This window comes from Limnobacter sp. UBA3528 (genome assembly GCF_002377005.1).
Classification (GTDB): domain Bacteria; phylum Pseudomonadota; class Gammaproteobacteria; order Burkholderiales; family Burkholderiaceae_B; genus Limnobacter.
Genome location: NZ_DFOZ01000030.1, coordinates 80,925 through 104,038, shown reverse-complemented (window position 1 = coordinate 104,038; position 23,114 = coordinate 80,925). Strand labels below are relative to the sequence as shown.

General features: G+C 53.2%; 23 protein-coding genes. 8 read left to right on the top strand and 15 right to left on the bottom strand.

Annotated features, from left to right (window positions below; genetic code table 11):
• The first annotated feature begins 45 nt into the window (after positions 1 to 45).
• Positions 46 to 369: a DUF1840 domain-containing protein gene (locus B4N58_RS08635; protein WP_291748206.1), complete on the top strand. Its 324-nt coding sequence runs from the start codon at positions 46 to 48 to the stop codon at positions 367 to 369.
• 28 nt (positions 370 to 397) lie between these two features.
• Here the strand turns inward: B4N58_RS08635 and B4N58_RS08630 are convergent, their stop codons facing one another.
• Complete coding sequence (locus B4N58_RS08630; protein WP_291748204.1) at positions 398 to 919, bottom strand: DUF962 domain-containing protein; 522 nt, start codon at positions 917 to 919, stop codon at positions 398 to 400.
• Between the two features lie 142 nt (positions 920 to 1,061).
• Here B4N58_RS08630 and B4N58_RS08625 point away from each other — a divergent pair, with 142 nt between their 5' ends.
• Positions 1,062 to 1,772, top strand: a complete 711-nt coding sequence (locus B4N58_RS08625) for a Crp/Fnr family transcriptional regulator (RefSeq protein WP_291748202.1) — start codon at positions 1,062 to 1,064, stop codon at positions 1,770 to 1,772.
• Positions 1,773 to 1,860: 88 nt separating this feature from the next.
• Positions 1,861 to 3,645: a DUF4394 domain-containing protein gene (locus B4N58_RS08620; protein WP_291748199.1), complete on the top strand. Its 1,785-nt coding sequence runs from the start codon at positions 1,861 to 1,863 to the stop codon at positions 3,643 to 3,645.
• Between the two features lie 65 nt (positions 3,646 to 3,710).
• On the opposite strand, the gene B4N58_RS08615 is transcribed toward B4N58_RS08620, so the two are convergent.
• The 4 genes from B4N58_RS08615 to B4N58_RS08600 form a co-directional block, all read right to left on the bottom strand.
• Entirely contained in the window at positions 3,711 to 4,430 is a 720-nt protein-coding gene (locus tag B4N58_RS08615) for an anti-sigma factor (RefSeq protein ID WP_291748196.1), read from the bottom strand.
• Positions 4,427 to 4,975 carry a sigma-70 family RNA polymerase sigma factor gene (locus B4N58_RS08610; protein WP_008248275.1) on the bottom strand — a complete coding sequence of 183 codons (549 nt, stop codon included), beginning with the start codon at positions 4,973 to 4,975 and terminating at the stop codon, positions 4,427 to 4,429. Before B4N58_RS08610 ends, B4N58_RS08615 begins: the two co-directional genes overlap by 4 nt.
• A gap of 91 nt (positions 4,976 to 5,066) precedes the next feature.
• A complete protein-coding gene (locus B4N58_RS08605) occupies positions 5,067 to 5,570 on the bottom strand; it encodes a Dps family protein (protein ID WP_008248276.1) in 504 nt (167 codons plus the stop codon).
• A 15-nt stretch (positions 5,571 to 5,585) separates the two neighbouring features.
• Positions 5,586 to 6,719 (bottom strand): SMP-30/gluconolactonase/LRE family protein, encoded by a 1,134-nt coding sequence (locus B4N58_RS08600; RefSeq protein WP_291748189.1) that lies wholly within the window; start codon positions 6,717 to 6,719, stop codon positions 5,586 to 5,588.
• 84 nt (positions 6,720 to 6,803) lie between these two features.
• Between B4N58_RS08600 and B4N58_RS08595 the strand changes: the two genes are divergently transcribed.
• From B4N58_RS08595 to B4N58_RS08585, 3 genes are read left to right on the top strand one after another with little or no spacing between them, the layout of a single operon-like run.
• Positions 6,804 to 8,033, top strand: coding sequence for an acyl-CoA dehydrogenase family protein (locus B4N58_RS08595; RefSeq protein ID WP_008248278.1), 1,230 nt, complete (start codon positions 6,804 to 6,806; stop codon positions 8,031 to 8,033).
• Positions 8,033 to 9,109, top strand: coding sequence for a phosphotransferase family protein (locus tag B4N58_RS08590; protein ID WP_291748185.1), 1,077 nt, complete (start codon positions 8,033 to 8,035; stop codon positions 9,107 to 9,109). Before B4N58_RS08595 ends, B4N58_RS08590 begins: the two co-directional genes overlap by 1 nt.
• Positions 9,110 to 9,115: 6 nt before the next feature.
• Positions 9,116 to 9,880, top strand: a complete 765-nt coding sequence (locus B4N58_RS08585) for a histidine phosphatase family protein (protein WP_008248282.1) — start codon at positions 9,116 to 9,118, stop codon at positions 9,878 to 9,880.
• A gap of 11 nt (positions 9,881 to 9,891) precedes the next feature.
• Here the strand turns inward: B4N58_RS08585 and B4N58_RS08580 are convergent, their stop codons facing one another.
• The 7 genes from B4N58_RS08580 to B4N58_RS08550 form a co-directional block, all read right to left on the bottom strand.
• Positions 9,892 to 10,263 carry a copper-binding protein gene (locus B4N58_RS08580; RefSeq protein ID WP_008248283.1) on the bottom strand — a complete coding sequence of 124 codons (372 nt, stop codon included), beginning with the start codon at positions 10,261 to 10,263 and terminating at the stop codon, positions 9,892 to 9,894.
• A gap of 22 nt (positions 10,264 to 10,285) precedes the next feature.
• Complete coding sequence (locus B4N58_RS08575; RefSeq protein ID WP_291748178.1) at positions 10,286 to 11,713, bottom strand: multicopper oxidase family protein; 1,428 nt, start codon at positions 11,711 to 11,713, stop codon at positions 10,286 to 10,288.
• 17 nt (positions 11,714 to 11,730) lie between these two features.
• A complete protein-coding gene (locus B4N58_RS08570; protein ID WP_291748175.1) occupies positions 11,731 to 13,155 on the bottom strand; it encodes a TolC family protein in 1,425 nt (474 codons plus the stop codon).
• Positions 13,152 to 13,436 carry a hypothetical protein gene (locus B4N58_RS08565; RefSeq protein ID WP_008248286.1) on the bottom strand — a complete coding sequence of 95 codons (285 nt, stop codon included), beginning with the start codon at positions 13,434 to 13,436 and terminating at the stop codon, positions 13,152 to 13,154. Before B4N58_RS08565 ends, B4N58_RS08570 begins: the two co-directional genes overlap by 4 nt.
• A 63-nt stretch (positions 13,437 to 13,499) precedes the next feature.
• A complete protein-coding gene (locus B4N58_RS08560; RefSeq protein WP_291748171.1) occupies positions 13,500 to 13,886 on the bottom strand; it encodes a hypothetical protein in 387 nt (128 codons plus the stop codon).
• 92 nt (positions 13,887 to 13,978) lie between these two features.
• Positions 13,979 to 16,159, bottom strand: coding sequence for an acetyl-CoA hydrolase/transferase C-terminal domain-containing protein (locus B4N58_RS08555; protein WP_291748167.1), 2,181 nt, complete (start codon positions 16,157 to 16,159; stop codon positions 13,979 to 13,981).
• A 15-nt stretch (positions 16,160 to 16,174) separates the two neighbouring features.
• Positions 16,175 to 17,137 (bottom strand): metal-dependent hydrolase, encoded by a 963-nt coding sequence (locus tag B4N58_RS08550; protein ID WP_291748164.1) that lies wholly within the window; start codon positions 17,135 to 17,137, stop codon positions 16,175 to 16,177.
• A 127-nt stretch (positions 17,138 to 17,264) separates the two neighbouring features.
• Between B4N58_RS08550 and B4N58_RS08545 the strand changes: the two genes are divergently transcribed.
• Together B4N58_RS08545 and B4N58_RS08540 are read left to right on the top strand one after the other, a co-directional pair.
• Entirely contained in the window at positions 17,265 to 17,696 is a 432-nt protein-coding gene (locus B4N58_RS08545; protein ID WP_291748223.1) for a putative toxin-antitoxin system toxin component, PIN family, read from the top strand.
• Positions 17,697 to 17,966, top strand: a complete 270-nt coding sequence (locus B4N58_RS08540) for a toxin-antitoxin system HicB family antitoxin (protein ID WP_291748161.1) — start codon at positions 17,697 to 17,699, stop codon at positions 17,964 to 17,966.
• A 59-nt stretch (positions 17,967 to 18,025) separates the two neighbouring features.
• On the opposite strand, the gene B4N58_RS08535 is transcribed toward B4N58_RS08540, so the two are convergent.
• The 3 genes from B4N58_RS08535 to B4N58_RS08525 form a co-directional block, all read right to left on the bottom strand.
• A complete protein-coding gene (locus B4N58_RS08535; RefSeq protein ID WP_008248293.1) occupies positions 18,026 to 18,361 on the bottom strand; it encodes a YegP family protein in 336 nt (111 codons plus the stop codon).
• A gap of 145 nt (positions 18,362 to 18,506) precedes the next feature.
• Positions 18,507 to 19,952 (bottom strand): efflux transporter outer membrane subunit, encoded by a 1,446-nt coding sequence (locus B4N58_RS08530; RefSeq protein ID WP_291748157.1) that lies wholly within the window; start codon positions 19,950 to 19,952, stop codon positions 18,507 to 18,509.
• Positions 19,945 to 23,109, bottom strand: a complete 3,165-nt coding sequence (locus B4N58_RS08525; protein WP_291748154.1) for an efflux RND transporter permease subunit — start codon at positions 23,107 to 23,109, stop codon at positions 19,945 to 19,947. The genes B4N58_RS08530 and B4N58_RS08525 overlap by 8 nt, the downstream gene beginning before the upstream one ends.
• Between the last annotated feature and the right edge of the window lie 5 nt (positions 23,110 to 23,114).

Below are 23,114 nucleotides of genomic sequence, written 5' to 3'. Positions count from 1 at the left end.
CAGATCAATAGCAGTGATAACCAGAGTGTGAACAGAATGGGTATTGTGAAATTCAAATCAAAAGCAGCCGGCGACATTGTGATGTTCAAATCCAATGCAGACCAACTGTTTCGAATCATGGGTATTGAACCCAGCGAGCGGGGTGTGATTGAGCCTCGCGACTTGGCCCATGCGCATGCACAACTGGTGGCCGCGGTAAATGCCGAACGCATGGCTCGCGCCGAGAACCCGATTGATGAGGATGAGCTAAGCGCAGAAGAAAAAATTGCCCTGAAAAACCATGTGGGACTTGAACAAAGGGCTTACCCTTTGTTGAAGATGCTGGAAGAAGCGGCGAAAAAAGAAGTGGATGTGCATTGGGGGTTCTGATGAACCCCCTTCACTGGCTGGCGTGTAATTAGGCGTTTGCTGTTTCGCGGCGGCGCACCGGGCCTGCAATTGCTTCCACTTGTGCTTGCGTTTTCTTGCCCAAGCCAATTAAAAAACCCAGTTCAGCCACCACAAACAGTGGGCCTATCGCCAAGCCAATCAGGTCATCAACAAAAGCAGGCTTGCGGCCTTCGTAGTAATGGCCCACAAACTGGATAATCCAGCCCACCACAAAAATACCCACGCCAGCACCCAGCCAGGCTGCTGTGCTCAAGGTTGCAAAATGCCCGGCAGTCAGCAGTAGTACGCCGTGAATGACAAACATGGCCAGGCCATAGGTGAGGCTCAGCTTGAGATAAAACAGGCTGGACAGCAAAAAAACCAACAAGGCGGGTGTAACCGCGATACCGGCCACATCCACCGACACGCGCGACAACAGAATTAACACCGACAACACAATAATGGGAACGCCCACAAAGTGGGTGGCAATGTTGCGTGGGTCACGGTGATACGTGGCATAGGTTGCCAGTTGGTCGACCAACGTTCTCATGGCTTGTTCTCCTTGAAGCGGCAAATGTTCTAAATGTTTGATTTTGAGCTTGTATGGTTACAAATCAAGGCTGAAAGGTCTGTCAATTGCCTGACATTTGATGCTAATTTAGTAGAACAGGTGGAGACATAACAAAAAAACAATGCAGACACACAACATTCAACAAATATTGAACCGCGGAAAATGGTTTGCCAATTTGCCCGGCAACCTGCAACAGGCTTTGTTAAAGCATGGCGTTTTGCGTCAGTTCCAGAACGGGCAGCGCCTTTTCTCCAGAGGCGATTGTGCCGACGGTTTGTATGCTGTACTCAGCGGGTCGGTACAAATTGTGGGGGCCAGCAAACATGGCGCAGAGGACAAGCATGTAATCCTGACCCTGATTGACCCACCGGACTGGTTTGGAGAAATTTGCCTGTTTGACCGTCAACCCAGAACCCACGACGCGCTGGCTGATGGACCTGCCACCGTGTTTCACGTGCGGCAAGCGCTGCTGGATCAACTGATTTCAGAGAACCCCAATTACTGGCGTGAATTTGGCTTGCTGTTAACCCAGAAGGTTCGCCTTATTTTTGGAGCCATTGAAGACGCGGCCCTGTTACCCACCCCCACCCGCCTTGCCCGCCGTTTGCTGCAAATGGCTGAGGGCTACGGCATACGATCGGACAGCAGCACCGTAAGCGCGCGCACCCTGCATGTGTCGCAAGAAAAGCTCTCAGCCATGCTGTCAATTTCGCGGCAAACAGTGAACCAAATGCTGAAGGAGCTGGAGCATGAAGGCCTGTTGTTGTTGGGACGAGGAAATATTGAAATTCTGGATCTTGATGGCTTGAAGCAAAAAGGCCAAATCAACTAGCTGCATCCAAAACACGCCACGCTGTGTTCCCTCTGTGTCGACTTGTGGTTTGACACCTGTTTTAGGCATTAACGACAGAGGGATTCAAATGAAATTCAAGAAAAAATTTGTGGCACTGGCTTTGTCCAGTTTGGTGTTGGGTGGTTGTTTTTCAGACGATGACACCCCAGCGATGAGCGCAGGTGATGTGTTCCTGCTGACCGATGCAAACCAGTTGGCTTCTCTAAACCGGGATAATCCAACACAGTTAAGAACCAGCACCCAATTGAACGGTTTCATGACCAACGGCGAAGTCGCAATTGGTATGGATTTCCGCCCTTTTAATGGCAACCTGTATGTAGTGACCAAAGATGCAAGTGATGTAGGGCGTGTTTACACTGCCAACACCACCACTGGCGCGCTCACTTTTATTGCCACCTTGGTGGCCGACCCCGCAGATGACTCACCCGGAAACGCCGCTTATGCCACTTTGCTAGGCGACAATTTTGGCGTGGATTTTAACCCGGCAGCTGACGCGCTGCGTGTAGTTAGCGATGCAGGCCAGAACCTGCGTATCTTCCTCGACAACGATCGCCGTGCTACCAAAACAGCAGGACAAACAATCACCGACCTGGAAATCAACGGTGGCCCAGCCAACGCAGAGACAACAGGCGCGGCTTACACCAACTCGTTTGATGGCACCAGCGGCACCCGACTTTTTGACATCGACACTATCAACAATCGCTTGGTACTACAAAGCGCAAACCCGGGCACGTTGACAGATATTGCTCCATTGGGAGTAACAGCAACAGCTGTCAATGGTTTTGACATCGACCCTGAAACCAATGTGGGCTATGCGCTACTCACAGTGGGGAGCAGCAAAGGCTTGTACACAGTGCGTATTCCTGACCCAGCCGAAACATTTCCTCTCACAACCAATGCAGCAGCATTGCTGGGCAACGTCAACATCAGCGGTAACGTGATTGGTCTTGCTGTTGAATTGAACGAAAACCCAACGGTTGTTGGCTTGAACGGCACACTGACTGCGCCAACCCTGTTCAGCTTCTCGTTGCGCACTCCGAACACGATTAGCAGCCCAGTCGCAGTGACAGGGTTGGCCATGGGCGATCAGCTGTTGGGCATTGATGTGCGCCCGGCAACAGGAGAACTATACGGCTTCGTGCGCAATGGCACGAGCGGCAAGCTGTACACCATCAACCCCGATACTGGCGCAGCCACGCTGGAATCCAGCTTGAGCAATGCCAATACGGCCGGTGGCGCTTTGGTATTTGACGCAGGCAAAAATTACAGCATCGACTTCAACCCAGCAGCAGACCGCCTGCGAGTTGTTAGCTCAGGCATTGGTGACGGCGAAAACTACCGTATCAACGTAGACACGGGTGCCACTATTGTGGAACGTGACCGGTTGGCTGCACCCGGCGGCGATGCGGCTGGTGGTGACTTGCAAGCTGATGCCGCTGCACCAACGCCAGCTGCTGCAGACTTCAGCGTGACTCAAATTGCCTACACCCGCAATTTCTCATCGACCATCCGTCCGAGTCCAGCCACAAAAATGTTCGACATTGATTCCACCAATTCGACTTTGCTGCAACAACTGCCCCCCAACACGGGCTTGTTGAGGCAAATCGGTGCGATCGGTGGCACCTTGGACAACTTCGCCGGCTTTGATGTAGTGGGCGGTGACGATGGCGCGCGAGTGATTGCTGGGCGCGTTGGTTTGACCGGCCCATACAGCCTGTTTGACATTAACCTGGGAACTGGTGCAGCGACCGCTGCTGGGGCACTGATCGGCACAGGCGCCACCAACCAAATTGGTGGCGCCACCGGCCCAGCCGACCTTCGCGATTTGGCGATTATCTACAACCAACAGTAATCAAGTTGTAGAAGCAAAAAGCCCCGGTCTGTTAGACCGGGGCTTTTTTATTCACACCATCGAATTCACTTCAACGCCACCGCGGTACCAATGAACATGATTTCACCGGAAGGGCGGTTGCCCAAAGGCGATCCGCCTGCTGGTTCGAGCGTGACTTCGAACAACTGCTGCTCAACCAGTTTGGGGAGCATGTCGGCGGGCAGTTCCAGCGGCTTGCCCAATTCCATCAAACCCAATGAGGTTGGGCCAGCATCGGTGGGTGCTTTGGTCCACAGCTGCAAGCTTTTGCCCATGTTGGCGGGGTTGCCTTCAATGGGCAAACCACCAATTTGATACACGCGAATGGTGTCGTTCGGGCGCGCTTCCACCAGCCATTCGGTGGTTTTATCGGGGCTTTTCATCACTGCGACGTAGCGGGGCCCATCATTGAGTTGTTGACTGGTACCAAACAACTGCACGCCCAGCACTACCACTGCAGCGCTGGCTGCTACAGCCCACCCTTTCCACAACCAAGCAAAAGGCGCGGCCACTGCTGAAGCAGTTTTTTCGCCAGCCATGGCAATAGAACGGTCCACTTTGGCCCACACCTTGGCACTCACAGGTTCTTGCTCAAACTTCCTGGACATGGCGGCGAAGTGTTCAGTCCAGCTGCTCACTTCTTTGGCCAACTCGGGATCCTGGTTCAAGCGTCGCTCGAAATCCTGTCGCTCAGCGTCTGTCATTACGCCGAGCACGTACTCGCCAGCCTCAACAATCTTGGCTTCTGTCTGCGTCGTCTCTGTCATGACAAACACTCCTTCAATTTCAACAATCCCCGGCGTATCCAGCTTTTGACACTGCCGAGGGGCGAATTCAATCGTTCTGCAATTTGCTCATGGGTGTACCCATCTACAAAGGCCAATACAATGGCGTTGCGTTTGGTTTCGTCCAGTTTTCCCAAACACGCGCTGAGCTTTTCGGCTTCTTGGGCCAACTCTTGATTGTCGTTGGTCGACAATTCCGGCACGTCGTGCTCTTCGGAAGACACTTCCATCAAGCGCTTGCGCACTGTATTTAACGCTTGGTTGCGCACCACCGTGTACACCCAACCGCGCGCAGATCCCAAGGCGGGAGAGTATAACCGAGATCGATTCCAAACCTTGACCATGGCATCGTGCAGAACCTCTTCGGCCAGTTCACGCCGTTTCACGATTCGATAGGCCACCGAAAATAACCAGCGGCTGTCACGCGCATAAATGGCCTGCAATGCAAACTTTTCACCACGCGCACAGGCCAAAAGTGCCGCCTCGTAGTCAAAGTCGCTTGGGTCAGTAGAATATTTGTCGGTCACGTTAACACTACTCGCTGCAAGGTGAAACAGATGCAAAAGGGAGGGCAAAAACAAGGTGGCCCCCCGCTTGGGTTAAAACAAACAAGCTGAATTAATCCTCCAGCAAGGCACGCAACATCCAGGCAGTTTTCTCGTGAATGTCCATGCGCTGTGTCAGCAAATCAGCAGAGGGCTGGTCATCGCCGTCTTCAATGATAGGAAAAATTTCGCGAGCGGTGCGTGCAATCGCCTCGTGACCTTTGGCAAGAATTTCCACCATTTCCATGGCCTTGGGTGGCTTGGCAGGCGCATCTTTCAAAGTGCTTAACTTCGAGAATTCGGCATAGGAGCCTGGTGCATGAAAACCAAGCGCCCGGATACGTTCGGCAATCGGGTCCACTGCATTCCACATTTCGGTGTACTGCCCCATGAACATGGTGTGCAGGGTATTGAACATTTTACCGGTCACATTCCAGTGGAAGTTGTGCGTGGTCAGGTACAAGGTGTAGGTTTCGGCCAGCAGGCGGCTTAGGGCCTGGGCAATCGCGGCACGCTTGGCATCGGGGATACCGATGTTAATGGAGGGCATGTCAGGTTTCTTTGCTGCTTTGGCCATTTTCTCTCTCCTGTTCTATTCGATGGGTGACTGACCCAGTGGATTGGAAATAGTTGCAACCCCGTTGATATGTACTGATCCGAAATACAGTTTGCCATCAAAGGGCGTCACCTGCGTCACGTAATAATAGTAAGCACCAGCCTTCTCAGCTTGCAGGTTGGCAATCACGGTGCCTTGCGGGTTAATTGCCAGCGCCATGGCCTTGGGTTTGATCGGGAATTGAACGTAGTTCAATAATTTTGCCATCGCTTTGCGAACAGCAGGTTTGTCGGCGAGCGAATCCAGCAGCGGGTCACGTAAACTGGGTACAGCAACCCAATAGTTTCCATCGGCGTCCGTGCGAATATTGTCCGGGAAACCGGGCAGGCCATCGATCAATACATCGCTGGTTCCAGCCTTTTCGCCTTGTAACCAATAGCGCAGAATGCGGTATTCGCCGGTTTCGTTGACCAGCACATAATCGCCTGCTTTTGAAATTGTGACGCCGTTGGCAAACTGCAAGCCACTCAGTAACGTTTTGGTTTCACCTGTTTGAAAATCATATTGAAGCAATCGTCCGTTGGGGCCATGTTCAAGAACATCGAGCACGTAGCTGTTCAAGTCAAACTTGCTGGAAGCGTCCGAGAAATAGGCAAAACGACCATCTGCACTCACAGCCACATCGTCTACAAACTTGAATGGCACGCCTTCGGACTCAGTCGACAGTACCGTGACTTCGCCTTGCATGGTGACTTTCAACAAACCTTTGATTGCATCGGCAACCACCAAATAACCTTCGGGATGAAACACCAAACCCAGGGGGCGGCCTTTGGTGTTGCCAATCAGGTCAAAAGGAGTTGTTTGGGGGCTTTCAGGCACCTGCAGTTTGGCCGGGTCGAAACGCACAATTTCACCGGTGTTCATACCTGTGTATAGCAATCCGTCTGGACCAGGTGCAATGGACTCTGGCTGCAGCAGGTTGTAGGTACCAAACACTTGTGCATCTTGCAGCAAACTGTTGCTGGCATAGGGGCCTGAACTCAGGCTGGGCATGGGCGCTGGCTTCCAAGCCACTGGCTCCACAGGCGTAGAACCAAACACCACGACACCACCAATAACGACCACCGGCAGCAATACCACTGCAATCAAAACTTTGCCCAAAGCACGCATGTTGTTGACACCTTGAAATTTCCGTTAGCATGGATGATATCGGAGGAAACAAGCCGAACACCAAGAAACACCAGGAGACACGTTGTGAATTTTGAGCCCAGCGCCAAGGCGCAAGACTTTGTAAAGCGCGTCCGCGCCTTCATGAAAAACGAAATTGCCCCGCTAGAGGCCGCTTACTGGGACAAAATTGAGGCCCAGTGCAATGGTCGCGAGTGGGTCAACTGGCGCATTCCCCCTGAAATGGAGGCCCTGAAAAGCAAGGCGCGCGAGGCAGGCCTGTGGAATATGTTTTTGCCCGACGACAAACTGGGTGCGGGCCTGAGCACCATGGAGTATGCGCTGGTGGCTGAAGAAACAGGCCGCAGTCTGATGGCACCTGAAGTGTTCAACTGCAATGCGCCCGACACCGGCAACATGGAAGTGCTGTGGAAATACGGCAATGCCGAGCAGAAAAAAGAATGGCTGGAGCCCCTGCTGGCTGGTGAAATCCGGTCTGTGTTTTGCATGACTGAACCCGATGTGGCCAGCAGCGACGCCACCAATATGCAAGCCACCGCCACCCTGGAAGGCGACGAAGTGGTGATCAACGGCACCAAGTGGTGGAGCAGTGGTATTGGCGACCCGCGTGCAAAAATAGCCATTGTGATGGCGCGCACAGAAAATCCTGACCTGGACCGCCATCACCAACACACCATGGTGCTGGTGCCTTTGAATACGCCGGGCGTTTCCATCAAACGCATGTTGCCGGTGTTCGGGACTTACGATGAACCCCACGGCCACGGCGAGGTGGAATTCAACAATGTGCGCGTGCCCCAAGGCAACGTGATTGCTGGCTTGGGCAAAGGTTTCGAAATTGCACAAGGCAGACTGGGCCCTGGCCGCATTCACCATTGCATGCGTTGCATTGGCGCCGCCGAGGAATCGCTGGACCTGATGATCAAGCGTGGTATCTCACGCGTGGCCTTTGGCAAACCATTGATTAATTTGGGCGGCAACCGCGAACGTGTGGCCGAGGCTCGCCTGGCAATCGACCAGGCACGCCTGTTGACCCTGTACGCAGCCTGGAAACTGGACCAGGTCGGTGCGCTACAGGCCATGACCGAGATTGCAGCCATTAAAGTGGTGGCGCCCAATGTGCTGGAACAGGTGGTCGACATGGCCATTCAAATGCACGGCGGCGCAGGTGTTAGCCGCGACACACCGCTTTCCGGCTTTTACATTCAAGCACGTAGCCTGCGCCTGGCCGATGGCCCCGATGAAGTTCACAAAGGCGTGATTGCCCGCATTGAAATGATGAAGCGGGGTTTCAAATAATGACTGGTTCAGCGAAATCGGTATTGGATGTAGGCACTGCAGTTCGACCAGGCGAAGAATTAAACACCGACGTGGTGACCGGCTGGCTGCGTACGCAGGGTTTGACGCTAAGCGACAAACCGGAGTTGACTCAGTATTCGGGTGGGGCCTCGAACTGGACCTATCGGCTGAAGTACCCGGAGGCTGATTTGATACTGCGCCGCCCACCCAAAGGCACCAAGGCCAAAGGTGCGCACGACATGGGCCGCGAGTTTCGCATTCAAAGCCTGCTGAAGCCGGTGTACCCCTATGTGCCAAACATGGTGGGGCACTGTGCGGATGAGTCGCTGATTGGCAGCGAGTTTTATGTGATGCACCGAATCGAAGGCATTATTCCGCGCAAGCACATGCCCCGCGGTGTACAGCTGGACCGGGAACAGGCCCGGCAACTAAGCATCAACTTTCTGGATCGATTAATTGAGCTACACCAGATCGATATTCACGACAGCGGCTTGAATGCCCTGAGCAAAGGCAGCGGCTACACTCGCCGCCAGCTGGATGGCTGGAATCAACGCTACGAAAAAGCCCGCACCTGGAATGTGAGTTCATTCAACAAGGTACGCCGCTGGCTTGATTTGAACTGCCCCGAAGATGTGAAACTGTGCATGATTCACAATGACTGGCGGCTTGACAATGTGGTACTGAACCCGGAAAAGCCCACTGAAATTATCGGCACGCTGGACTGGGAATTGGCCACCGTGGGCGACCCACTGATGGACCTGGGCAGTGTGATTACTTATTGGGTACAAGGCGACGACAACTTCTTGATGAAGATGCTGCAACGGCAACCTTCCAACCTTCCCGGCATGATGACGCGCCAGGAAATGGTGGACTACTACATGCAGAAAACCGGCATACACACCAACAACTGGACCTTCTACGAGGTATTTGGCTTGTTCCGGATCGCCGTGATCGCCCAACAAATTTATTACCGCTACCACCACAAGCAAACCCGCAACCCGGCATTCAAAAACTTCTGGATCATGGTGAATTATTTTGATTGGCGTTGCAAATCGCTGATCAGAAAACTGGGCTGAACACGCATGGGAACCATCTATTTAATCCGCCACGGGCAAGCCAGCTTTGACAGTGCTGATTACGACAATTTGTCGGATCTTGGACAACTACAAGCAGCACAGCTAGGCGCCTGGTTCAAGGCCCGGAAAATTCGATTGCATGGCTTTTTTAGTGGCAGCATGAACAGGCATTTGCAAACCGCCCAGGCTTTTGCAAGCACCTACGGTGTGTTTCAAGAACCGGTGCAGCATGCGGGTTTGAATGAGTACGACCACGAGGCCATATTGCAGGCGTTGATTGGTCAGTACGACGACCCCGATGCCTTCGAGCAACAAGTAATGCAGAACGCAGACCCCCGCAAAGCATTTCAACAGATTTTTGAAAAAGCGATTGCGCGCTGGGTGAGCGGTGAACACGATTCTGATTACCCCGAAAGTTGGCGAACTTTCAAAACCCGGGTGATGAGTGGATTGGGTGCAGTAACAGCGCAAGCCATGCAACTGAAACAAGGCACGGGCTCAGCCAATGTGGCGGTATTCACTTCCGGCGGGCCGATTACTGCGGTTACGCAAAACCTGTTGCAACTGCCCGATGCAAATGCGTTTAACCTGAACTGGATGATCACCAATTGCAGTGTCAGCAAACTGTTGTTTGGTCAACGGGGAATCAGCCTGGCCAGCTTCAATGAGCAGGCCCATTTCGAAGGTGAAATTGCAGGCGTGTTGGCAGATCAAGCCAATGGGTTGGAGGCATTTGCTGCCAAACCCAATGGCCTGATTTCCTATCGGTAAACCTTGGTCGGTTACTGCGCTTTCTTGATCTCGGTTACGGTGTAGTTCGAACCTTCCTGCTTCACGTTGAACTTCACCTTGTCACCTTCTTTCAAGCCTTCCAGCATGGCTTTGTCAGCCACACCAAACACCATGGTCATGGGTGGCATTTCAACGCTTTTGATTTCACCGTGCTTTACAGTGATCTTGCCGGTGTTCTTGTTGATTTTGCGAATTTCGCCATCGGCCATTTCAGATTGAGCTGCGGCTTTCGCCTTGGCCTTTGCCTCGGCTTCCATGCGTTGTTGATTTTCAATCACATGCACCGTGTGGTCGGCTGCGTAGGCTGCACCTGCGCTCAAAATAGCCACAGCAATTGCACTCAGTTTCAATGTATTTTTCATGGTTTTACTCCTTTAAAAACAATCAATGGCCAGCGTGGCCTGTGGGTTTACGCACCTGCAATTCAATGTGCGGCTGATTCTTCTGTGCCAACTTCATGCTGGGCTGCCCGGCACTGCTGCTGCGTTTGGGCTTGGCCAATTCACCCGTAAACTCATACGCAATCGTGCCTTCGGGGTGCTTGTACCAGCCAGGGTCTGAATAATCACCTGGCTTTTGATCTTTTCGCACCTTCAACATGCTGAACATGCCGCCCATTTCCACCGAACCAAAAGGACCTTCACCGGTCATCATGGGAATGGTGTTATCCGGCAGAGGCATTTGCATCTCAGCCATGTCGGCCATGCCGCGCTCACCCATCGCCATGTAGTCTGGAATCAGATTGGTGATTTTCTTGGTCATGCCGCGGTGATCCACGCCGATCATGGTGGGTACATCGTGCCCCATCGCATTCATGGTGTGGTGGCTTTTGTGGCAATGGAATGCCCAGTCACCTTCCTCGTTGGCAATGAATTCCATTTGCCGCATTTGGCCCACCGCAACATCTACGGTCACTTCAGGCCAGCGCGAATTCTTCGGAGTCGGGCCGCCGTCGGTGCCAGTCACCTCAAACTCATGACCATGAATATGAATGGGGTGATTGGTCATCGTGAGGTTGCCCACACGAATTCGCACGCGGTCATTTTTGCGCGCCACGAGTGGTGAAATACCCGGAAACAGGCGACTGTTCCAGGTCCACAGGTTGAAGTCGAGCATGGTCATGATTTTCGGTGTGTAAGCACCGGGATCAATGTCATAGGCGTTCAGCAAGAAGCAGTAATCGCGGTCCACTTCGCTGATCAACGGATTCTTGTTCTTGGGGTGTGTGACCCAGAAGCCCATCATCCCCATGGCCATTTGCACCATTTCATCTGCATGCGGGTGGTACATAAAGGTTCCGGGCCTGCGTGCTTCAAATTCATACACAAAGGTTTTCCCGGCCGGAATGCCGGGCTGGTTCAGCCCTGTAACCCCATCCATACCATTGGGCAATCGCTGGCCGTGCCAGTGAATACTGGTGTGTTCGGGCAGTTTGTTGGTTACGAATATCCGCACGCGGTCGCCCTCCACCACCTCAATGGTTGGGCCTGGGCTTTGCCCGTTGTAGCCCCACAGGTGGGCCGTCATGCCTGGGGCCATTTCCCGCAACACAGGCTCAGCCACCAAATGGAATTCCTTCACACCATTGTTCATGCGCCAGGGCAATGTCCAGCCATTCAAGGTGACCACCGGGTTGTAGGGCCGCCCGCGGTTGGGCACCAAAGGGGGCATGGTGTCGGGCGAGGTTTGCAAAATGGGTTCAGGCAAAGCGCTCATGGCCACTTTGCTGACGCTGGCCGCAGCCACCGCGCCGCCTGTCAGTGCAGCGGCCTTAAAAAACTCTCGCCTTGAAAATTCACGTCTGGAAGTCATGTTTAGAATCCTTTGATTTAATGGCCACCGCCAGCGTCGCCGCCAGCACTTGCCGCCGCGCCACTGACCGACACCATCATGGGTTTGCCCACCACGGTGGCTTGTAAAGCGGCATCGGCCCGCCAGAAATCGGCCTGGGCATTGATGGCTTGCACCACAACGTTCACTTGGTCGCGGCTGTCTGCCAACAGCTCGAACACCCCGATAAACATGCCGTTGTAACGCAGTACGTTTTCATCGGCGATGGTTTGGCGCAGTGGGATAATTTCATCGCGATAGTGACGTGCAATGTCATAGGTGGTGCGGTAAGCGGAATAGCTTTCCCGCAGTGTGGATTGCGCGCTGCGCAAGGTGGCCTCAAGCCGATTGGCGGCAGCCAGGGTATTGGCGTTCATGGCATCACGCTTCATGCCACCCCAATCAAAAATTGGCAGGGCCAATTCAAGCTCATACCCTTTTTTGTTGTTGCGCTCGCCAGTGTCGTTTTCAAAAACCGTGTCGTAGCGAATACCGGCCTCAATGTCCAGAAAACTGGCCACATTGCCCAAGCCTTGCGCTTTTGCACTGGCATCAAAGCCCTGTTTGGCCATGCGCACATCCAATCGGTTTTCACCTTGTTTGGCCACCTCCGAAGGGGCTTTCGGGGCCAGGGGCAAATCGGGCAAACGATCGGGCAACTTCAGTTGTGCAGCCTGCTCGGTAGTCAAACCCAACATACGCACCAGTGCCTCACGCGTAGCCGTGGCTTTGTGCCGGGTGGCCGCAAGGTTAAGCGCTGCATCTGCATAAAAGCTTTGCTGGCGCGCGCGCTGCAAACGGGTGAAGTTACCCACTTCCTGCATGCGGCGGGCCAATTCAGCGCTGGTCTGTGCGCTTTCAAACACTTGTTGGGCATAGGTGTAAGCCTGTTGTGCCGCAACCGCATCCACCCAGGCTTGACGAACCTGGGTCACTTGGTCCACTACACTGCTGGTCAACTGTAGCTGCGCCCGGTCAAGTTGCGTGCGGGCAATGCCTTGCCGGGCTGGCAAGCTGAGTAAATCGAGCAGGCCAAAACTCAGCAAACGCCCCAATTCCAGCTCATCTTTGATCCGCAAACGCTCAAACGCAAACACCGGATTGTGAATTCGGCCACTTTGCGCGGCTTGCGCAGCCTGGGCCCAATTCTCGGCCAACACGGTTTGAAACTGCGGGCTGTGGGTCAGCATCAACTCCACCGCCGCAGGCTGGCTCAAAGGCTCTTTCAATATTTCGCTGGCCTTAGAAGCCATGGCCTGGCGTTGTTCATCGGTCTGAACAAGGCTCAAATTACCGTTGGTGAAACCATTCAATTCCTGATTGGTTTGGTCCACCGATTCATTAATATTCACCGACGCACAACCCGCCAACACCAGCACGGCCAATGAAATAGCTGTTTTTTTCAATAAATGGGGCGTGTTCATTGGGCACCCCCGTGTTTGTGAACATGGGGTTGGGTAGCCTGTTTGGATTCTGCCGGTTCATCCTTGGTCTTGTCCTCGTAAGGCTCGCGTGCGTACACGCGCCAACCACCGATTTCATCAACCAGTTGATTCGCCTTGGGCCAGTTTTGTATTTCAGAATCAGAATAGGCTTGATAGCCTTCAAATGCCGATTGGTATTCAAGTTCTTGCACAGCCTGTTCGGCATTCGCGGGCAAAGCGAATGCCAGCAACAAGGGTGCGAATAAGAAATAGGACTTCATAGATCCTCGCAATCATTCAATACACATGGCATGCAGGCGCGTTCAGCCTGACATGCCCACGAATTAAATGGCGAGGGTTTTGGGCGGTCGGTCTATTCGCCGAGTATCGGCGGAGTAAGGCAGTTGTGGCTCAGAAACAGGGTGCGTTGCATCCTGCTGAATGGCACTGAAGCTGGCCTGTGCCACGGGCAACAGCACCACTGCACAGGTGGGTGCGCAGTTACAGCAACCGTGCAGCGACTTCATCAGTTTTTTGGAAGAATCAGGATCGGCTTGCCCATCCATTTTATGCATGCTGTGATCCATGCTGTCGTGGCTCCTCGCGCCATGGTCCATGGAGCTGTGGTCGATCGCTTGACCAGCACTGGTCGAATTACCATTCAAATGACAGGCAAACATGCTGGCCTGCGCCATGCCTTGGAAAGGCAACGCAAGCAACATCAGCCACATAAAAGGGTTCGAACCATTTTTGTCATAACCGGCAACATACCACTCTGGTTGAGACAGGGCAAGCTAGGGAAAGTTGCAACCCTGGCGAGGATTTACCCCAAGACTTTCAATCGCTTCAATTGTTCGACCAACAACATGCGCACCACTTTGTCTTGTAATTTTTGCGGATGGGTCAACTTCATTCTTTCAAGGTAAGGCAGGGCCGACTCGGGCGATGGATCAGCCAGGCAGGTTTTCAAAAGCAACTTCCATTTGGGTGTTGTTGCGGCTTGGGCTTTTACCCCTTTCAGCGCTTGGGCCAACACCCATTCCTGTTCGGTAAAATCGCAACCCAATGGAAAAGGAGGTAGTACATTCTCTTTAACCAATGCCCCCAAGCGGCGAGCCAGGTTCTCGGGCGTATTACCCAGAAAATCTTCGGGAATTTGATAGTTTTCCTCAATTTTTTTGGCAGCCTTGGCCTGCTTGAGCAAGTCGCCTTGAAACCGCGAATCGGCAATATTGATCAAGGCTTTGGCCACCTCAGAATCGGATTTTGCACGCAAATCGGCAATGCCATATTCAGTGACCACAATGTCGCGAAGATGTCGGGGTATCGTGCAATGCCCGTAGCTGAACACAATATTGCTGCTGGCCTCGCCGTTCTGTTCATTCTCACGCACAGCCCGAATCATCAAAACACTTCGCCCAGTGGGCAATTTGTGCGCCATGGACACAAAGTTATATTGCCCACCTACGCCGGAAATAACCCGCCCATCCGCCAAACCATCCGACACCACCGCACCGCTGAGGGTGGCCATAATGCCGGTGTTTACAAACCGCGCGTGTTCACGCTGGGCACTGTACAAAGGGCGGTTCAAATCCAGCTGATTGACGTGCTCTACACCCAACATATGGATTGAATTGCGTTCGGCAAGCGGCATGTTTTTAAGGGCGTTGTACATTGCCGATGGCCCCAGAAAAAAGCCTGCGTGCAGCACGGTACCATTCACAAGTGAAGCACCCAGACCACTGCTCGCCAAGGCTGTGCGTGTGGCCTTGTCGGCCAGGTTGGCCAACACACGCTGCCCATTGGGCAACACGAGGTGAATACCATCGAGCAAAACGCGCTCGACCAACAGGCCATGCCGCTTGAGCACCTCAAAATCGCGGGGCGTAATTTCACGCACACCCAATTCAAACAAATCGTCCAGAATCGATGCGCTGAGCTGATCGGGATTGCACTTGCCCAAATTGATCAAGCGCTGCAACGCCCAGTGCTCATACACCTTGCGCTTTAACACACCCTTTTGCATCAAATGCAAAAAGCCGTCCACAAACATTTCCGTGGCGCCATACAAGCCGGTTTTAAAGGGTTCTTTGCCACCAATCCGCTCTACAAGCGCACCACTTTCCTCCGGCCAATTCATCGCCCCCAATACCCGGCAGTAATTCGCGTTGTCGGTGTGCCGCAGGCCAAGCGCATGCACCACGGCATCACCCAATGCACCAATGCCCACCTGCAATGTGCCGCCATCTTTAATCAGCGCGCTGGCATAAAAGCCCAAAGCGTAATCGGCAATGTCCACGGGCAACTTGGGCGTCGAGAACAGCGTGGTCGTGTAACGCGGGTGGTCAACCACCAGGTCAAATTCTTCGCTCGGCACCACAGCACTGTGCGCCATGTAGGGCAAGTTCTGGTTCACCAAACCCACCAACAGGTGCGGCCTTTCTCCTTCTCGCAACAAACGCACCAGTTCAAGCGATGTGTCCGGGTTGCAACTCAGGGAATATTCAAGAGCCTCACCGTCGTCAGGTTTGCATACGGCTTGCATGGCCAGGTTACAACCTTGTTCATAGATATCTCGAGCCGCGGTGGTGTAGTTGGTGCTGACATAATTTTGCTGGGCATTCGCGTTGTCCATGCGGCTGCCTGGTTTGAAGAAAAACTCGTGCAGTTTGACATTGACAGGCAATTTGCCCTGCGTGGCATCGACCGCATAGAGCAGGTCGGGGCAGTCGCCCCACACGCGCTCTACAAAAGGTTTCAGAAAAGCGGCCTCAATTTCCGAGCTTGCCACTGGTCTTTCCAGAGACAGCGCAGTGAGTATTGTCAAATGAATGGATGAATCCGCTTTAGCGCGCAGGTACAGGGCGTTGATCAGCTCGGGGGGTTTGCCCAAGCCCAGTGGCAAGCCCACCTTGATGTGATTGCCCAGGCGCTCAAGAATTTGGTCCACACACTGCTCAACATTGTCCAGAATCAGGGGTTTTGTTGTGCGGTGTGTGGGCATGAATTCTCGCAAAAGTTAAGCAGGCACCTTCATATTCGCTGCAATCGCGCCGGCGGCCATGGCAGCCGGGGACTGACTCAAATAGGCCTGTGCCAATTCCGTCGAACCTTCTTTGGAAGGATCGTACCATGGGCTGAAATAAGGCAACTGCTGCATCACCAGCCAAAGCGGGTTGGGCAATAACTGCTTGCGCGACGCCTTGAACCATTCAACCCACATCCACGGCTTGTAAACCGCGGGTTTTCTCTTGGCAAAACGGGGATCTTGCCCGGCAATATTGGCCGCACCGTCCACCCACAAGCCAATAATCATGGGCACTACAACGGCCGCCAGGTAATAGCGCGACAAATAATCGCCACCCAAATGCTTGTACAAATCAAATGCCACACTGCGGTGCTCCACTTCTTCAGCACCGTGCCAGCGAATCAGGTCCAGCAACACCTGGTCCGAATTCAGCTCGTCCCATTTTTTATTTTCAAGCACATACATGCCCAATACGCAGGTCATATGTTCAATGGTGGCCACCAAGCCCAGGCGCGCCAGCAACCAACGGCGCTCCAACCACGCAGGTACTTTTTTGCCGAAAGGTGTGTCTTCAAGCACCACATCAAACAACCATTTCATCAACAGCTGATTGCGCTCGGTCTTGATGCCGCGCGCTGCCAGGTATTCCTCGGTGGCCGAGCTGTGCCCACGCGCATGCATGGCCTCCTGCTTGATAAAACCACGCACATCTTCTTTCAGCTTTTCATCGGTGATCCAGGGCAAGGCCTTGTTATAAAGACGGCAAAACCAGAATTCGCCAGCAGGCAAAATCAGGTTGATCTCGTTGATGAAATAACTGGCGTAGGGCTCATTCGGAATCCAGTCAATCGGCGTTTCCGACCAATCAAATTTCACATTGCGTTGTTTCAAAGGCACGTCAGTATTTGACGCAGGACGGGCGGCTTTTCTTCGCGCAGCTGTAGTGGCGGTCATGGTGGGTCTCCGACGGCTTTGTTTAGGATGACATTCTTTGATGTCATGATTTGATCATAACCGGGAAGTTACAGAACCGATAGTGGATTTGCTCTAGGGAAATGAAAGATGTACTGTGGTGGCAAAAATGCTACCATTAATCATGATTGTTGTAATTGATACCAACGTGTTTATTTCAGCCTGCCTTGGCAACGGCGACAGCACTCGCGTGATCGAGGCGGTGCTTCTTGAAAAGATTCATCCATTAATCGGCACCGCTTTGATTAATGAGTATGAGGCTGTGCTGTCCAGACCGGTTCTATTCAAATCAAGTCGCCTGAATGACACCGAAAGAAGCAAGCTTCTGGATTTGTTTTTCTCAAAATGTAATCTTCAAAAAATTTATTTCAATTGGCGCCCCAATCTTCGCGATGAGGCAGACAATCATCTAATTGAACTGGCGATTGCCGGCAATGCAGAGGTGATCGTGACCCAAAATATCAAAGACTTCAAAGGCACTGAGTTATTCTTTGATGGCTTAAGAATTCTGACCCCAAACCAGCTTTTAAAGGAGGTTTGAATGGCGGCTTTAACTGTGCGTCTGTCCGATGAAAAACACGCTCGCCTAAAAGCACTGGCCAAGGCGCGTGGCATTCCGCTCAATGCGCTAATTGATGAAATGACCACTCAAATGCTGGCTGAATTTGACGCTGAAACCCGTTTTCAAGTCAGAGCCATGCGTGGCATGCAAACCCCGGTGGAAGAGGGCCTCCATTTACTGGCGAAGGCGCGTGGCGATAAAACTCTCCACGACTCAACGGTGGAATACAAACTCAACCCAAAAAAATAAGCAGTGCGACAAACCATGCGGCTAAAACGCCGCATGGTTTGTAATTGCGCAAGTAAATCTTAAGCGGTCGAATCTTTCACAGTGGTCGACTTGCCATTGGTTTTCACCGACTCAATGCCGTTGTCACATGCAGCCTCGCTGGCGTACATTTGGCTGGAGCCAATAATTTGGTGATTGGCGGCTTTCAAGTTGAAATGGTGTTTGCCATTGGCAGCCACTTTTTTCTCGTAGCGTGCAGCGTCACCGCAATTTTTCTGAACTGACTCAATTCCGTTTTCAGCGGCTGCTTTTGTTTTGTAAAGCTCGCTGGTCAAAATGGTTTCATGATTGCCTGCTTTCAGCACAAATCGAAACTGACCATCGCTGCTTTTGCTTAATTCAAAATAACCTGCCATCTCCAACTCCTTTGCTTTAGTGTTTGGTAAATGCTTTGGGTTAACCCATTTTGGTTATATCACAGGCCGGTGAAAGTTCAATGCATCAAGCAAAAACGGCGACCAGTTGCCCGGTCGCCGTTTCAAGTGCTGAAGCGCGAATCGCTTACTCTTTCAAGGCCACCTGCTCAGCATTAAAGCCACCGCCCAAGGCACGAATCATGGCCAGGGTTGCACCCTGTTGACTTTGCCAGGCTGCAGCCCAACTCAGTTGTGCATTCAGCAAATTGCGTTGTGCATCCAGCAGTTCAAGCTGATTGGCCACGCCATTGTCCACGCGCAATTGGGCAAGGCGAACCACCTGAGTCAGGGTTTGAACCTGCTCCTGACGCGCTTGCAAACGCTCACGTGCTTCACGCTGTGCAACAATTGCATCGTAAATTTCCTGGAATGCCGTGCGAACACTCGCCTCGTACTGCAGCACCGCTTGATTGCGGCGGGCAATGGCTGCATCTCGTTCATTCGTCAAACGACCTGCCTGAAAAATCGGCTGTGTAATCTGAGACTGAAAGCTCCAGATTTTCGCGGGCCCAGTGAACAAATCACTCAAGTCAGCACTTTCACGACCACCAAAAGCACTCAGGCCAATGGTTGGGAAAAAGGCTTTGCGGGCCGCTTCCAGATTGGCTTCACCTGCCAGCAATTGCTGTTCTGCCGCTGCCAGATCGGGGCGGCGCAGCAGCAATTCAGAAGGTGTGTTCTCAGGCAAGATGAATATGCTGGTCAAGTTCAAGTTGTCCACACCCAAGGGTGGCAATGCCGGGGTGTTGCCACCCACAATCACGGCCAAAGCATTCTCAGCCCTGGACAATTGCTCACGCGTGTCGGGCAGTTGTGCACGCACGGCCAGCAGCTCGGCTTCGGTTTGGCGCAACTGCAGTTCATTGCTCAAACCCACGTCGTAACGCTGCTTGGCCAACTTGTAAGCTGCATCGCGACTTTCCAGTGTTTGCTCCAGCACTTTCACCTGCAGGCGCAATACACGCACCTGAGTGTGCAAAGAAGCGGCTGTTGCAGCCACGCTCAAACGCGCGCCACGCACGTTGTAGCCCTGCTGCATGAAACTTGCACGCGCTGCGTCTTCCAGCGCACCAATTCGGCCCCACAGGTCCAGCTCCCAACTGGCGCCCAAGCCGATCTGATTGCTTTCATACACATTCTGGCCACCAAACACAGGCACGTTACCCGCCTGTGAGGGGCGATTGCGCCCGCTGGTGAACTGACCAAAAATGGAAGGCCATTGCTGCGACTTCGCAATACCCAGCACAGCACCCGCTTCATTCAGGCGCTCATTGGCCAGGCGAACATCCGTGTTGTTCTTCAAGGCCTGTTCAACCACGGCGACCAGACTGGAATCGCCCAACAGCGACCACCACGCCTCGTTTTGAATGTCCTTCATGCCCACGCCTTTGACGTTTTCAGGCACGGCAACTTCAACGGGTTGCTCTGGCTTGGCGGTGAACCTGTCCAGCAAGGGGATGCTGGATGCACAGCCCGTCAACGCCAAGGTTAAACCCAAGGCGATTGCAGTTTTTGGAAGGGCTTTAAACATGCTCGCCCCCTTTGTTTGTTGTAGTTTGATTGGATGAATCATTTGCTTCCTCTTCATCACCATGTTGTCGTCCACCTTTTTCACCGCGATCAATCAAACGGTAAAACAGGGGCACAAAGAAAATGGCCAGCAATGTGGCGGCTGTCATGCCACCCATTACCCCGGTACCCACAGCGGCGCGTGCACCTGCACCAGCACCGCTTGAGAATGCCAATGGAACAACGCCCAGAATAAACGCAAACGAAGTCATCAAAATGGGGCGGAACCGCAAACGGGCTGCTTCCAGTGATGCCTCCAGGGCGCTCATGCCTTCTTCACGCTTCAACACCGCAAATTCCACGATCAAAATCGCATTTTTCGCAGCCAGACCAAGCAGCGTGACCAAGCCGATCTGGAAATACACGTCATTGGTCATGTCGCGCATCCACACCGCCAGCAATGCACCGAACAAGCCGAACGGCATGGCCAGCAACACAGAGAACGGCAGAGTCCACTTTTCATACTGTGCAGCCAGAATCAGGAACACCATCAAGGCACCCAAGACCAGCGCAAAGCTGGATGATCCTTCAGAACGCTTTTCCTGAAACGATGCGCCGGAAAAGTCGTAGCTGAAATCGTCGGGCAACACTTCAGCGGCAATGTCCTCAATTGCTTGAATGGCCTCGCCTGAACTAATGCCGGGTGCACCACTGCCCAGCAACTTGACTGCTGGTAGATTGTTAAAACGCTCCAAAGTTTCCGGACCCTGGGAAAACTCTACCTTGGCAAAGGCTGAAATTGGAATCATCTCGCCTTTGTTGGAACGCACGTACATGTTGCCGATGTCAGTCGGGCTTTTGCGATATTGCGCATCCGCCGACATCAACACCTGCCAGGTGCGACCAAACTTGTTGAAGTCGTTCACGTAGTAAGTGCCCATGCTGGCGGCCAGCGTGTCAAATACCTCGTTCACATTCACGCCCATTGCGCGCGCACGTTCGCGGTCTACGTCGACATACAACTGCGGAGTACCAGGGCGCCACAGGGTTTGAACACCTGCCAGTCGCGGATCGGCATTGGCTTTGGCCATGAAGGCGTTCATCACTTTGGCCAATTCGGCTGGCCCACCCTCGCCACGGTTTTGAATGTAAAACTCAAAGCCACCAGCATTGCCCAAACCGAAAATTGGGGGCGGTGCAAAGGCCAATACCAAACCTTCCTGGATGCCCGCCGTGCGGCCGAACAGCTCACCGACCAAGTCTGTGGTCACGGCCTCGCGGTCGTCCCAATGGCGTTGGGTGACAAACATGGTCGCAGCATTGTTCTTGAAGCTGCCACCCAAAAAGTCGAAGCCTGTAAATGCCACTGAATACTCGTTGGCCGGGTTGGCTGCCACCGCATCCACCACTTCAGCAACCACCTTGTCCGTGCGCTGCAATGTGGCGCCATCCGGCAAAAACACCGCAGCAATAAAGTAGCCTTGGTCCTCATCTGGCACCAATGAGCCTGGAGTGGCCCTGAACAAACCAGCGGTCACAACCAGCATCACCAAAAACAGGCCGATACCGATGGCCGGGCGCATGCTGATGAATTTCACACCACCCACGTACTTGCTGGTTACACGCGCAAACCAGTTGTTGAATGCGGTGAAAAACTTGCCCGGTTTTTTGTGTTCGTGCTTAAGCAGCAATACGCACAGTGCTGGCGTCAGGGTCAAGGCCACAATGCCTGACACAATCACCGCGATCGCGATGGTAATCGCAAACTGCCGGTACAACTCACCAGTCAAACCACCGAGAAAACCAATCGGAATAAACACGGCCGACAACACCAGCACAATCGCAATCACCGGGCCGGTCACTTCCTGCATGGCCTTGATCGCAGCCTTGCGGGCGCTCAAGCCTTCCTCGTGCATGATTCGTTCAACGTTTTCCAGCACCACAATGGCGTCGTCCACCACAATACCAATGGCCAGCACCATGCCGAACAAAGTCAAGGTGTTGATGGAATACCCCAGCAGGTACAAGCCAGCGAAAGCGCCCAACAGGGACACCGGCACAGCCACGATTGGAATCAGCGTGGCGCGCCAGTTCTGCAAAAACACGTACACAACAATGAACACAAGGATCATCGCTTCGATCAGCGTTTTTACCACTTCGCGAATCGACACTTCCACAAAACGTGTGGTGTCGTACGGCACTGCATAGTCAAGCCCTTCCGGAAAGTCTGCAGCAATTTCATCCACTGTGTTCTTCACGGTTTGAGCCACATCCAGTGCGTTCGCACCGGGCTGCAGAAACACGCCCACCAGGGTGGCTGGTTTGCCATTGATTCGACCTGTGAAGTCGTAATCCTTGGAACCCAGTTCCACTCGGGCCACGTCTTTCAAGCGAAGTGAAGATCCGTCCGGATTCACACGAATCAAAATGTTTTCAAATTCCTCTGGCTCACTCAAACGCCCTTGAGCTGTGACGGTGTAGACCAGCTCCTGTCCGTTGTTGTTGGGCGCCTGGCCCACCTTGCCTGCCGCAAACTGCGCGTTTTGCTCGTTCAGTGCAGCGGCAATGTCACCCGCGGTCAACTTCAACTGGGCCATGCGATCGGGTTTAATCCAGATTCGCATGGCATAGTCTTTTGCACCAAAAATCTGGACGTTGGTTGTACCCGGAATACGCTTGATGCGGTCCAGCACGTTCAAGGTCACGTAGTTCGAGGTGTAGAAGTCGTCAAACCGGCCATCTTCAGAGTAAAACGCCAACACCTGCAAGAATGACGATGAACCCTTGTTCACAGTCACACCTTGCCTGCGCACTTCCTGCGGCAAGATGTTTTCCACCTGCTTCACGCGGTTGTTCACGTTAAGGGCGGCCTGGTCAGGGTCGGTGCCAATCTCGAACGTCACCATGATTTCAACCACGCCACTGCTGGCCGAAGTCGAACTCATGTACATCATGTCTTCCACACCATTGATAGCGTTTTCAATGGGTGCAGCCACGGTGCTGGCAATCACTTCCGCCGAAGCACCGGGGTACACTGCGCGAACCTGAACGACAGGCGGTGCAATTTCAGGGTACTGGGCAATTGGCAAACCACGCATGGCAGCCAAACCCGCCAGCATGATGAAAATCGACAACACGGCCGCAAACACAGGCCGGTCGATAAAAAATTTCGAAAACATGTGTG